This is a genomic window from Candidatus Accumulibacter necessarius (assembly GCF_036625085.1).
This window is the reverse complement of the sequence record NZ_JAZKUM010000007.1, coordinates 22,787-37,542: the sequence shown is the minus strand read 5'-3', so window position 1 is coordinate 37,542 and position 14,756 is coordinate 22,787. Positions and strand designations below refer to the sequence as shown.

Genomic DNA, 14,756 nt, shown 5'->3' with positions numbered 1-14,756 from the left:
GCTCCCAGTAAGAACACCCGCCAACGCGGGAAACTGCCGACGATTATACGCCCGCCCGGCGGCGCCTGCGCGTTGCCCCGGCGGCCGGTCAATGCAAGCACGATCGACCGCGCTGCCCGACGCACTATCGTCGAGCAAGGCGTCGGGCAGCGCGAGCGCTCTTGGCATTGGGCAGTCGGCGCGGCGGGGTCGTGGTGCCGCGGATCCCGCGGACCGCGCGCTGAGCAAGATCGGCTTGTCGCATGCCCACGTTCAGTGCGGCCGTAATCGACGGAAGCTAATCCTTGCGAGTCGGCGGACGACCAACTCCCAGTAGCTTTCCGCCAGAACTCATCGAAGGACCGCCAAGTGGACAGAAGGCGCCCCACTTTGGTCCAAAGCAGAGAGCAGCGGTGCAGTGCCCCTTACTCTCCAAATCAGGAAGAGTGTTGATCTAGGTCAAGCGAACTGCAGTTTTCACCATTTAGAGTAACTCCTGCGGATGCCCTCCGCAAAACGAATGGCTTGGGAGCGCAGGGGGAGCGCGATGCGATGCACCTGGAGTCTTACTACGATCTTGCAGCGAGTCTGGTGAAAAACGGCGCAGCGGGGAAACATGAGGCTGCCTACTGACTCTGCCAACTGCGCGTTCAATGGCCAATGCGCGGCACCTCCCTCACCGCGCAATACCTTCGCCAATTTCGGGGTGCGTCCTTTCACTCGGGGTAGCGGTCATCCACACGCAAGCAGCGCTGAACCCGATCGGCCGACGCCCATCGCTAAGGAAGCAATCAAGCCTCCACTTGGACGACTTTGGTCGTCGCGAAGGCAGCGCTCTGTCTTGTTCGCCACACATCATAGATCCCGGAGGTACTAGTTATGGCTACGATCACGCTAATGGATGATGACGACCTCGTTAACGCAGGAGATGAGGACGACATCATCTATGCCGGCGGCGGCAACGACACGGTAAATGCGGGCGGAGGCAACGATACCCTGATGGGCGATACCGGCGATGACCTGCTCGCGGGCGGGGCGGGTGATGACCAGCTGTTGGGAGACGCTGGGAGTGACCGCCTGTACGGAGGAGAAGGCAACGACGTCCTCGATGGCGGCACGACCTTCTGGACGGAGGACTTTCTGGCCGGCGGGCCCGGCGACGAAACCTACGTCATCGAGTGGAACAGGGATGCGGTCGTCGAGGCACCATCGGAGGGTGTGGACCTCATTCGCGCGGCTGCGGGCAACTACTTTTTTGGCGCCTACACGCTGCCAGACGGTGTTGAGAACCTGGATGCGGGGCAAGTGTCAGGAACCACGGTGAGGGGCAATGCGCTCGACAACGTGATCACGGGCAGTAGTGGCAACGACCAGTTGTACGGCCTGAGCGGCTCGGACCACCTGATCGGCGGGGACGGTGGTGACACGCTCATTGGCGATGGCGAAGGCTCTGACAGCGGACAGGTATCACTCTACGACGTGGGCCGAGGCGTGGGGGGCGTGCGGATCAACGGCGAGAAGGCGAACGACTATGCAGGAAGCTCGCTCACTGGGCTGGGAGACGTCAATGGCGACGGACACGCAGATATCGCGGTCGGCGCGTCGAGCGCGGTGTATGTTCTGTTCGGACCTTTCGGCAACAACTGGCAAATCAACCTCAACGATGCCGCGGCGGGTATCGGGGGCTACAAGATCGTTGCCAGTGGCAGTGAATACATCTACGGCTCGATCACCAGCGCGGGTGATGTCAACGGTGATGGCCTGGGCGACCTGCTGATCGCCAACTACAACGACCCCGAAGGCGGTGGCGGTTATTCCGGCGCGGCCTTCGTGGTCTTCGGCAAGGCCGACGGTGGTCAGATTGACCTGGCGCAGGTTGCCGCTGGCAACGGCGGCTTCAAGATCGTCGGCGAGTATGGCAATCAATACGGCTACTACTATGGTGACTGGGCCGGCTACTCGTTGTCCGCAGCGGGCGACCTCAATGCCGACGGCAACGACGACGTCTTGATTGGTGCGCGCTGGAACGACGAAGGCGGCTACCAGGCCGGTGCGGCCTACGTGGTGTGGGGCAAGGCCGACGGCCTCAAGGTCAATCTCGACGACGTCGCCAACGGGGTCGGCGGCTACAAGATCGTTGGCGAAAACGGTGACCGTCAACGCGCGGATGGACCGGGCGATGCGGCGGGTGAATCGGTCGCCGGAGTGGGCGACGTCAACGGCGACGCCATTCCCGACCTGCTGATCGGCGCGCCCGGACAAGCAGCCTCCTACCTGGTTTACGGCAAGGCCGACAACGGCAAGATCAATCTCGACGACGTTGCGCAGGGAATTGGCGGCTTCAAGATCAGCGGTGCAGGCAGTTCGGTGGCCTCGGGCGGAGACGTCAATGGCGACGGGCGGACAGACTACCTGATCGGTGGCTCGGGCGTGAGCTACGTGGTGTTCGGCTCGGCCACACCGGGCAACGTCTTGCTCACCGAGGTCGGTGCGGGCAACGGCGGCTACGCATTGAACTTCGGGGGATCGCCGGTCAACCTCGGGGATATCAATGGTGACGGGCGGGGCGACCTGCTGGTGACCAACTTCACGTCACAGCAGAGCAGCATCTACCACTCGGGCGTGGTATTCGGGCGAGCGGGCGGGACGCCCGTAAACGCGGCAGAGATACTGGCCGGAATCGGCGGCTTCGCGATCGGCATCGAGCAATACGTGTCGTTCTCGGCGACCGCCGCACCCGGTGACGTCACCGGCGACGGCGTGCCTGACCTGCTGGCCGGGTCGACCTACAACGACAATAACCGTGGGTACGCGTACCTGATCGACGGCCACGCAGCCGCGCACGTGCGAGGCGATGACCTGATCGAGGGCGGAGCCGGCGATGACTGGCTCGTCGGTGGCGGTGGCAGTGACAAACTCGACGGCGGGATAGGGACGGATACGGCGGACTACTCGGGCTCCGCGGGTGCCGTCATGGCCAACCTCGGTGTGGGCATGGCCACCCAGGACGGCCTGGGCGGTACCGACACCCTCGTCGACATGGAGAACCTCAACGGCTCGGCGCACGCCGACAAGCTCTTGGGATCGGCGCTCGCCAACGCGCTCTACGGTCAGAACGGCGATGATGAACTATGGGCCGGGGCGGGTGCCGATCTGTTGGACGGCGGCGCGGGCAACGACGTCCTCGGCAGCGATGCCGGGGCCGACACCCTGACCGGCGGTGCCGGGGCGGATTGCTTCGTCCTCCTGCCGGGTATGGAAGGCGAGACCATCACCGACTTCGTGCGCGGCCAGGACCGCATCGATGTGGCGGGCTTCGGAGCACTCGTTGCCGACTGGGCGGCCTTGCGCGCGCGCGTCAGCTATGTGAGTGGAGAGGCGCGCATCGACTTCGGCAACGGCGACCTTCTCACGATCAAGGGCATGCCCGTCGACGGCCTCACCGAAGCCGACTTCGTCGGGCTGGGAGCGCTGGGCGAACGCTGGGTTGGCTCCACGGGCGACGACGGCTACAGCGGCACGCCCTTCGACGACGTGCTCGACGGCCTGGCCGGCAACGACACGGTGAATGCCGGCGGTGGCGACGACGTGCTGACTGGCGATACCGGCGATGACCGGCTCGAGGGCGGCGCGGGTGATGACCGCCTCGAAGGCAACGGCGGCAACGACACACTCGACGGCGCAGCGGGCATCGACACCGCGGACTACTCCCGTGCGCTGGGCTCGGTCGGCGTGGATCTGGGTGCCGGGTTGGCTGCCGACGACGGTAACCTCGGCAGCGACACACTGATCGACATCGAGAACGTGATCGGCAGCCCTTATGCCGACCGTTTGGTAGGTAACGACGTATCGAATGGCCTGCTGGGCTCTTTCGGAAATGACGTGCTGATTGGTCTTGGCGGCAACGACGTGCTTGACGGGGCGTCGGGCAATGACACGCTGTACGGTGGTGCGGGTGACGACCGTCTCATCGGGGGGGCGGCCAACGAGGACGACTACCTGTATGGGGGCGAAGGCAACGACACGCTGGAGGACTTCGGTACCCCGTGGTTGCGCGGCAACACACTTGCCGGCGGGCCGGGCGACGACACCTACATCGTTGGCGACGCGACCTGGGGCGGGATAGTCGAACTTCCGAACGAAGGTGACGACCACATCATCGCAGACCTCGCCAGTGCCGACTACATCGCCTTTAGCTCGGTTCTGCAGGACAACGTCGAACGACTGAGCATCACGAAACCCGGCATGGCGCGTGGCAACGCCCTGGACAACGTGATCACCGGGAGTACGGGCAACGACAGGCTGATCGGCTTGGCTGGCACCGATCATCTGATCGGTGGCGCTGGCAACGACACGCTGCTGGGCGATGGCGAAGGCGCTGACAGCGGGCAGGTGTCACTCTACGACGTGGGCCGAGGCGTGGGGGGCGTGCGGATCAACGGCGAGAAGGCGAACGACTATGCAGGAAGCTCGCTCGCTGGGCTGGGAGACGTCAATGGCGACGGACACGCAGATATCGCGGTCGGCGCGTCGAGCGCGGTGTATGTTCTGTTCGGACCTTTCGGCAACGACTGGCAAGTCAACCTCAACGATGCCGCGGCGGGTATCGGGGGCTACAAGATCGTTGCCAGTGGCAGTGAATACATCTACGGCTCGATCACCAGCGCAGGTGATGTCAACGGTGATGGCCTGGGCGACCTGCTGATCGCCAACTACAACGACCCCGAAGGCGGCGGCGGTTATTCCGGCTCGGCCTTCGTGGTCTTCGGCAAGGCCGACGGTGGTCAGATTGACCTGGCGCAGGTTGCCGCTGGCAACGGCGGCTTCAAGATCGTCGGCGAGTATGGCAATCAGTACGGCTACTACTATGGTGACTGGGCCGGCTACTCGTTGTCCGCAGCGGGCGACCTCAACGCCGACGGCAACGACGACGTCTTGATTGGCGCGCGCTGGAACGACGAAGGCGGCTACCAGGCCGGCGCGGCCTACGTGGTGTGGGGCAAGGCCGACGGCCTCAAGGTCAATCTTGACGACGTCGCCAACGGGGTGGGCGGCTACAAGATCGTTGGCGAAAACGGTGACCGTCAACGCGCGGATGGACCGGGCGATGCGGCGGGAGAGTCAGTCGCCGGAGTGGGCGACGTCAACGGCGACGCCATTCCCGACCTGCTGATCGGCGCGCCCGGACACGCAGCCTCCTACCTGGTTTACGGCAAGGCCGACAACGGCAAGATCAATCTCGACGACGTTGCGCAGGGAATTGGCGGCTTCAAGATCAGCGGTGCGGGCAGTTCGGTCGCTTCCGGCGGGGACGTCAATGGCGACGGGCACACTGATTACCTGATCGGGGCATCCGGGACCAGCTACGTCGTCTTTGGCAGCGCCAACCCGAGCCACGTCTCGCTGACCGACGTCGCGGCCGGCAATGGCGGCTACCGGCTGGACTTCGGTGGCGCGCCGATTCGCGCGGGGGATCTCAATGGTGACGGTCGCGACGATCAGTTGGTGCTGAACTTCAACTACCCGCGTAGCGTCTTGTCGGGCGTCGTCTATGGCAAGGGCAGCGGCGTACCGGTCGGAGTCGGCGACCTGACTGGCGGGACGGGCGGCTTTGCCGTGGCCAACGAATACTCGGAGTGGATGCGGGGGATGGCCGCGGCAGGTGACGTGGACGCCGACGGCGTTCCCGACTTCCTGATCAGCACGGCGGGCCCCAGCAACGTCGGGGTGACCTATGTCGTCCTCGGCAAGGACGCCGTGCACGTGCGCGGCGATGACCTCATCGAAGGTGGAGCCGGCGACGATGCACTCATCGGCGGCGGCGGGAACGACACGTTGATCGGCGGTGCTGGCAACGATTACCTTCGAGGTGGCGACGGGGACGATGCTCTGGATCCGGGCATTGACGGCGATGTGCTCGATGGCGGCACCGGGACTGACCGGTTGATTCTGGACTGGTCGGGCGTTGGGGTGACCGGATCGGGGGACGGCATCGCCATGGAGGCCTACGACGCGAGTGGCGCGCCGACAGAGGATCCGACACTGGCGGTGGAATGGTCGATCCAGCAGGGGGCCACGACTGTCAATCTGGTGACCGCAAGGGGCATGGAGGTATTCGACCTCGCCGGGACGGCGGCCGATGACGTGCTTCGCGGTACCGTCCTCGCCGACACGCTGAAAGGCGGGGCCGGCGACGATGTTCTCGATGGCCATGCTGGTGCCGACCGGCTGACCGGCGACGAGGGGGCCGATACCTTCCGAGGTACACTTGCCGAACTCGACGGCGATACCATCAGCGACCTGTGCACCCTGGACGCGTTCCTCGTGACCGGCGACCGGCTGACAGCCAATCAGGTCGCATTCTCCAACGGCACTCTGCGCATCGACACCAACGGTGATGGCCTTTCCGAGGCCGAAATTGGCTTGGAGGGGAGCTTCTACGGCCGATTCGAGGTTACAGCCAGCGACCCCGCTGACGCCGCGGCGACTACCGTGCGCTACGTCACCGAACCGCCGGTGATTTCGATCAAGGCCCTAGACGACGAGAAGGCGGAAGGCGAGTCCGGTGTGACACCGTTTACCTTCGAGGTGACACGGAGCGGCGATCTTAACGGTACCTCGTCCGTGGACTACGCGGTGAGCGGGTGGGGCGACAACCCGTCTGACTGGCGAGATTTCAATGGATCAGTGATCGGTACGATTACCTTTTCTGCCGGAGAGTCATCACGAATGCTAACGGTAAGTGTGGCTAGCGACGATGCGCCGGGTCTAAGAGAGTCCTTCGCGGTTCAACTATCGAACGCGACCAATGCGACTTTCGCCATTCCTTCCGCTATGGCTTCAGTGTACGAACCACCTTTCCTTACAAAGGCCAATTTGACTGCAACTGAACTGACCATGGTCAACGGCTTCATACACAGCGCATACGGCCAACCAATACCTGGTGGCTACCGCCTACTCGGCCACACAGACCTCCCGACTATACCGGCTGGAAGATTCGATGCCCAAGGGTTTTTTGTCGGCGACCCGATACCCAACACCCCATTAGCTCAAGATCCCCAGCGGTGTCTCCCTGTGATCAGCAATAACGGCATGGAAATCATACTTGTGCACCCAGGCGGAAAAGTAGCCTCAGACGCGCATACCCATGGGGAGCTTTACCAAGGGGAGTCATTACTAATAAGCGCTATTAGAACTTATGTGCAACTTCAATATCCGACTGCCTCACCTGATTTATGGATCGTCGGGCATAGTCGCGGCGGGTCGACCGTAAATGAAATATTTACACAGGAAAAAAATCGCGCTGGCCCAACAGATATTTTTGACCAAGCGCGCTATATCGCTTTCGCTCCCGGAAACGTACAGGGAAATTCTGTGCTGCTGCGGGAAATAGCCAACATCGGATTCGAAAATGACTACGTGTTCAAGAGATTGCAGGGGGGTATTAACGATGAGAGCGATCCAAAGCGTCTTCCAGAAAACACCTCCACCACAGATAATCTCGTGTTTTTCTGGGAGGACTATACAGATTCGCGATCAGGGTGGGGCAGAGATGCGAACTCCATGCGTGCCCACGCACTCGATGCTTCGGACCTGTTTGTGGAAGTCGCAACAGATCCGCTGTATACGCAATACATTTTCGAGGATTCGGCTGTTCTGTTGAATCATGATGCCTCAAAGACCTATGATTTTCGCCACATCACGTCGAGCCATTACGGCTCCAGTGTGACCATTTTTGGCCGAGCAGCGAAAGACGAGATCATTGGAAGTGCGTATGGCGACAACCTGTTTGGCCGCTCCGGCGATGACACGATTATAGGGCTAGGTGGCATCGATAACATTTTCGGGGGGAGCGGCTCGGATAGCTTGTCCGGCGGCCCTGACCAAGACAGATTTATCGGCACACAGAGCGAGCTTAATGGGGATACGATCAAGGACTTCTGGTCAGAGGACGTGATTCGTTTTGATGGAGCGCGGTTTAGCAGCCGTGAACTCAATTACCAAGTGGGCTCGTTACTTATCGACAGTGACACGAATGGCACATTCGAAACCACCATCAAGTTGGGTGCCGATTTGTCGCCCGGGAAATTCGTCGCGACGCAGAGCTCTCCAGGGGAGCCAGTTCATACCCTCATTACTTACGAAGCGTCGGATGCCCTAGTCTGGATCGTGCCACCCTCCGTGAGTTACTATGAAGGTGATGTCGGCTCGGTCACGGAGTACGTTTACACAGTCATTCGGTCGGGCGATTTGGAAAAGCCGTCAATCGTCCACTGTACGATCGCTCCAGACGGTGCAGATGGTGCTGATCCAGACGACTTCGAAGGCGGGGTATTCCCAAAGTCGCGCGAGCTGATCTTCCAGCGGGATGAGACATCAAAAGATCTCCGGATTCGTGTTCAAGGTGACGACCAGAAGAACGAAAATGACGAAGGGTTCAAGATCACGCTATCGCCGATCACGAATGCGACAGTTGTCGGGGACAAGAAAGAGGCGATTGGAGTTATCCAGGATGATGATACCTATCCGCGTTTGACGATCTCAGATGCGACCGCCATGGAGGATGACGGGAAGATCGTGTTCTCGATTAGCCGTTCCGGTGATTTGAAGTACGACTCCGCCGTGAACTGGCGAGTGGAGTTCGAGGCAGGCCAGGCAGACGGTACTGACCTCGGCAATGTCCTTCACGGCACGGCCTTCTTCAAGAGTGGCAATGCGTCGCCTGAGGTTCCGCTTGAAATCGACATCGTCGACGACAGCCTGAAGGAGCCGAACGAAACCTTCAAAGTCTTTCTGGACAAACCGTTGCAGCTGGTGGTGAAGGACCCTGAGGCCCAGGGCACCATCAAGGACGACGACTCGCCAAAACAGGTGTCGATCAAGGCAGTTGATGCCGAAAAGGCAGAAGGGACTGATATCAGTGCTCCGCCCAGGGCCACCCCCTTTACGTTTGAGGTGTGGCGCGCGGGCACCTCGGATGAGGCTTTCTCCGTCAGGTACACGGTAACCGGAGCTGGGGTATCCGCTGCGGATGTGACCACAGATTTGATGGGTCTGACCACAGACACGCTCGATTTCGCCGAGAAGGAACCGTCGAAGACGATCACCATCGAGGTGGTTCCCGACGATCGGGACGAGGATGATGAGGGGTTTGTCGTGACACTGTCGCAAGCGACGAACGGCTTCGAGATCGATCAGGAAACTGCAAGAGGATTGATCCAGAACGACGATGACCTGGAGTTCTCCATCGCGCCAGATGGCGGCAGCAGCCAGCAGGAAGGGAATGCAGGGACGACTTACTTCACCTTCACGGTGTCACGCGGTGGCAACGCCCATGCGGGGGACATCGAGTGCAGCGTCGACTATGCGGTTGCGTTGGGCCCGAAAGGAGGGGTGTGGGCGGACTCGAACGACTTCGACGGGAAGATCATCGGCACGGTGACGTTCGCGGCCGACGGCGTGCTTTCGAAGACGATCAGCATTCCCGTGAAGGGCGACGCCGACCCGGAACTGGATGAACGCTTCTATGTCCAGCTGACGAATCCCGGTCGGAAGGCTGCTGGCGCGGCAGCCACGCCGGTGATCGGCACCGACAAGGCCCTGGGGACGATCGGGGACGACGACAGCAGGAAGCTCTCCATCGTCAGCGAGGTGTCGAAGAGCGAGGGCACTGATACCACTGCTCCGGTGCAGTGGACCGAGATGCAGTTCACCGTCACGCGCACCAACACCCAGGGGCCGGTGGAGGTGAGCTACGGCGTCACGCCGGGCCCGACGCTGCCGGCCGATGATCAGGACGTGCAGGGGCTTTCGTACACCGACAAGCTGAACTTCGCTGATGGCCAAGGCAGCGCCGTGATCACGGTGAAGGTCAACCCGGACGGCAACATCGAGCCGAACGAGACCTTCTTCGTGACGCTGGGAGACCTTGCCGGCTGGACCTTCAGCAACCGGCAGTCCGTCGGGACGATCGAGGATGACGATGCCCAGAAGGTGTCCATCGTCAGTAGCGTTTCCCGAGCAGAAGGGAGCAACGGCGGGACCACTCCCTTCAGGTTCGAGGTGACGCGCAGTAACACCCATGGTGTGCTTGAACTCTCCTATGGTGTGACCGGCGGACCGCAAAGTCCCGCCGACGGCAGCGATATCGCCAACATGGGGATTGGTAAGTTGAAATTCGAAGACGGGGAGGGAAAGCAGTGGATCGTCGTAGACATCAATCGGGACAATGACGAAGAGCGAAACGAGACATTCTTTGTGACGCTCGGCGACCCCGGTACAGGCTTGAAATTCGGCAACCGACAGGCGGTCGGCACCATCGGCAATGACGATATCTCGCTGCCGCCCTGGCCAAGACCGGTGTTTCGGGGCGATCCCCATCTGACCACACTTGACGGCCTGGCCTACGACTTCCAGGCGGTGGGCGAGTTCGTGGCGATGCAGAGCCCGAACGGGCACGATGTGTTGGTACAAGTCCGCACAGCACCGGTAGGCGACCTCGCGTCGAATATCACCGCGGTGGCGATGCTGCTGGATGGACACCGGGTGACGCTCACTGCCGGCGAAGCTGCGACCTTGCGAATCGACGGGGTCCAAACAGAAATTCCTCTGAATCAGGGGTTCATCGCAGTCGGGGGTGGCACCGTCACTTTCGATGGTGACGCCTACACGGTCATCGACCCCGACGGGGCGGGGATGCACGTTCAATCGTTCCCCGACCGGCTCGACCTGACTCTCACTGTCGGCGCAGCGTTCAGCGGCAATCTGCAGGGCTTGCTGGGTAACTTCAATGGTGCTCCGGCCGATGATCTCGTCTTGCCTGATGGATCGGTGCTGAGTCAACCGGTGGCCTTCGGCGATCTCTATGGTCGGTTTGCGGATTCGTGGCGGGTGACGATGGCGACATCGTTGTTCGACTACGGCCCGGGAGAGAGCAGCGCAACCTTCACGGACCACAGCTTCCCGAGGCAAGCGGTGACGCTGGACATGCTTCCACCAGCGATCGTTGCCCGCGCTACTGCCTTGGTCGATGAAGCAGGCATTGCCGATCCGACCGCGCGTGCGGCTGCGATTCTCGATCTGGCCCTGACCGGCGACATGTCATATCTTCGGAGTGCCGCGATCCCGGTACCGGTGACACAGGTAGCGCAAGTAGTGGACGTGCCGGCGCCGCTGCCCAGCCTTTCGATTCTTGGCCCAGAGGGTGTGCAATGGGAGGGCGATACCGGGGGCAATCACATCCGCTTCGACGTTTTCCGGAGCGGCGACACGACGGGTGCGCTGCCTGTGGTCTATGAGGTTGTTCCGTTCGGCACGCATCCGGCTGATGCCGATGACTTCGGTGGAACCTGGCCGACGGGCGTCTTGGAGTTTGCCGATGGCGAAGGGGCGAAGCCGATCGAGATTATCTTGAGCGGCGATATCCTCGCGGAATACAGCGAGGGGTTTGCCGTGCGTCTGTCAGTCTCCTCCGAGGACCGCGGTCGCGTGCTCCTGGCTGCATCCAGCGCCCGAGTGACGATCGAGAACGACGACGGCGATGTTCCGGCTCGCTTTGACATCGAGCCGGTAGTTGCCAGCGCCGCCGAGGGCGACGCCGGATCGGTTGAACTCACATTTTCCGTCATCCGCTCGGATAACCTGGCGACAGAGGCGTTGGTTTCCTACGCTGTCCTAGGGTATGGTCGCGCCGCAAGTGCGGACGATTTCGCTGGCGGAAGCTATCCTGCGGGCACTCTGGCATTTCTCCCCAATGAAAGGCACAAAGTCATCAGCATCACCGTCGCGCCTGATGCTGACGTCGAATTCGATGAAAGCTTTGTGGTGTGGCTGGCCAATCCGATCAACGGCGTTGTCGGTGCAGCAGCGGCTGCGGGAAGCATCCTCAATGACGATGTGCCGCCGGCTCCCGCCCTAGCGATTGTGGCAATTGACGCGCACCGGCCCGAAGGCAACGGTGACACGACCCCCTTCAGCTTTGTTGTCACCCGCACCGGCGATCTCACTGGCACCTCCACCGTGGCCTATGTGGTGACCGGCAGTGGCAGCAATTCCGCCAGTGCCACCGACTTCGGCGGCGCGTTGCCGAGCGGTACGATCAGCTTCGCAGCCAACGAGGCGAGCAAGACTGTAACGGTCGACGTCAGCGGCGACACCGCCGTGGAACCGGACGAGGGCTTCACGGTGACGCTGAGCGACCCCAGCAATGCCACAATCGCCACGGCAACCGCCGAGGGCACCATCGTGAACGACGATGCACCACCCCCGCCGACGCTGGGCATAACGACGTTGGGTGCCAACAAGGCGGAGGGCAATACGGGCACTACCGCTTTCAGCTTCACCGTTACCCGCACTGGCGACACCAGCGGCGTCACCAACGTTGACTACTCCGTCGCCGGCGCCGGAATGCAGCCTGTCGACGCTGCCGACTTTGGCGGCGCCCTGCCCTCGGGAACATTGACCTTCGGCGCCGGCGAAGTTGACCAGGTGATCACCATCGCTGTAAGGGGCGACACCACGGTCGAAGTCGACGAGCAGTTCGCAGTCCATCTCACCAATCCGACCAACGCCACGCTGGCGATCGCGTCGGCGTCGGCTACGATCGAGAACGACGACGTGTTGGCTTTGCCGGCGGTGTCGATTGCCGCGGAGCAGGCAAGACTGGCCGAAAGCAACAGCGGCACGACGGCGTTCTCCTTCCTGCTGACGCGCAGTGGCGACTTGTCCGGCGAGACGACCGTTTCCTACAGCCTGACCGGTGCGGCCGACGCGAGCGACTTCATCGGAGGCGTGCTCCCCGGCGGCCTGGTGGTGTTTGCCCCCGGAAGCAGCGAGCAGCGTTTGACGATCGATGTTTCCGGCGACGGGCAGATCGAGCCGCACGAGGGCTTTACGGTCATGCTCCACGACCCGGTGAACGCCACCGTGGATACGGCGAGCGCCGTCGCCACGATCATCAACGACGACACCTCTTCATTCAAGATCGGCGACGCACCGGCGCGGCCACCACGTTCCGACGCTGGCGCATGGGAGAGAAGCTGGAGCCATGCAGGCGTCAGTATCGCGCACAAGGCCAACCTGGCCGACGCGAACGAGTCGTACAGCAACGTCCTCTTCTCAAGTTCCGGTAGCGGCATACTCGCTGGCGGCGATGTCTCGGGTGGCGATCTCGGGGTCAGCGGCCAGACGCTGGCGACCAGCGCCGTCCTGCAGGAGCTGGACGGCAGCGAAGGCTTGCGCTTCGTGCTCGACGAGGAGGCAAACCAGATCAGCTTCCAGCTCAGCCGCTTCACCCGCGACGACGACGGCACGGGCTTCAACGAAGCCGGTCGGCTGCAACTGCTCGATGCCGCGGGAGTACTCGTCAAAGAAATCTTCTTCTACGCCGACGCACTGGACGGATCGAAGCAACTCTCGGTGTCGGTCGAGGAAGGTTTCAGTCAGGCCGTTTTCTCCGCTGGCGCGCAGAATGGTGAGGATTTCGTGTATGGGGCGTATGGTAACGAGGCCGGAAACGGGTTCGGATCGGATCCCTATTCTGCCAACGGCGGCATGCACGGCAGCGAGTACCTGATCGACTCGGTGGGGTTCACCACTGGCTATGTGGATCTCCTTTGGGCTGGCTAGGCAGCGTGGCTTTTTTTTGCGAAAGGTGTTGAGGAGGAATGCAATGAAAAGAAATGACATGACGTCAAACGGGGCATCGCTAAACGCGTGTACTCTCGGCTGTCGGGCAGCTATCGCTCGTACGCTCCTTCCGCTGGCGCTTGCCGCGTCACTTGTCGGCGCGGCGTCGGCCGAGGTGGTGTTCGAGCAGTCACCAGTGACCAAGAACGATGCCTTCCCCAGCATTTCCGCCGAACAAAGCGCCGACGGTTTCCGGCTATCGGCGACAACGGTAGTCACCGACTTGACGTGGTGGGGTTCGTATTCGCAGGATCCGACGACTTTAGCGGCAGACGCGTTCAGCGTGCGGATCTTCGCCGACGACGGGACCGGTGCGCCAGAGGCCGCTCCCACCGAGACGGTCTCGCAACAACCGATACGCTCGTCGACCGCGCTGATCGACCAGACCGGTTCGCCGGTTTATCGCTTCGACCTCTCGCTGACACCTTTCACCTTGGCCGGTACGAAGAACTGGTATCTATCGGTGGTCAACCAGTTCGATGTCGGCGATCCCGGCGCCGGGTGGTACTGGCTGCTGAGCAATCCAACCGACGAGAACTTCTATCGAACCGTCGATGGGGATGCATGGTCGAGTGACCTGACCGGCAACCTGGCGTTTGCGGTGAACGGCAATCCAGGAACGCCGATACCGCTGCCAGGGTCGTTGGTCCTGATGTTGACCGGTTTGGCGGGGTTGAACCTTCGCCTGCCAGGCCGCAGGAGCGTGACCGCAGTGCCGCGGGCGGCCTGATCGAGTTTCCGTAGGAAGGTGTCAAGCGGTAAGAATATCCGCCGAGGCACCAAACCGGTGCCGATCATGCGCTGCTCGACGGATGTTGCCTGCGCGCAGCAGACGACGCCCCAATGCCTCAGTGCAGCATGATGGGGCGTGCGGCGCCGGCGCAGTATTCGTCGAGCAGCGCATCGATCGCCTCCTCGTCGCGCTCGTTGTCGGGAATCTCGTCGATCGCCCTGCGCAGGTCCCTGGCTACCGATCCCTGAACGAAGAGGCTGCGGCTGGCCGCCTTGTCGACCAGCTCGAAGCCCTGCCGTACCGGATAAGCGAGAATCGCGTAGTGCTGACTGTTATAGACGATGTTCATCGCAAGCGC

The 14,756-nt window shown here is 61.9% G+C and carries 3 protein-coding genes; 2 read left to right on the top strand and 1 reads right to left on the bottom strand.

What is annotated here, in order from left to right:
• Nucleotides 1-858 precede the first annotated feature (858 nt).
• Both V5B44_RS18445 and V5B44_RS18440 read left to right on the top strand, forming a co-directional pair.
• Nucleotides 859-13,605 (top strand): Calx-beta domain-containing protein, encoded by a 12,747-nt coding sequence (locus V5B44_RS18445; RefSeq protein WP_332360465.1) that lies wholly within the window; start codon nt 859-861, stop codon nt 13,603-13,605.
• Between the two features lie 43 nt (nt 13,606-13,648).
• Nucleotides 13,649-14,395 (top strand): hypothetical protein, encoded by a 747-nt coding sequence (locus V5B44_RS18440; RefSeq protein WP_332360464.1) that lies wholly within the window; start codon nt 13,649-13,651, stop codon nt 14,393-14,395.
• 118 nt (nt 14,396-14,513) lie between these two features.
• On the opposite strand, the gene V5B44_RS18435 is transcribed toward V5B44_RS18440, so the two are convergent.
• Nucleotides 14,514-14,747, bottom strand: a complete 234-nt coding sequence (locus tag V5B44_RS18435) for a DUF3567 family protein (protein ID WP_332360462.1) — start codon at nt 14,745-14,747, stop codon at nt 14,514-14,516.
• Nucleotides 14,748-14,756: the final 9 nt, after the last annotated feature.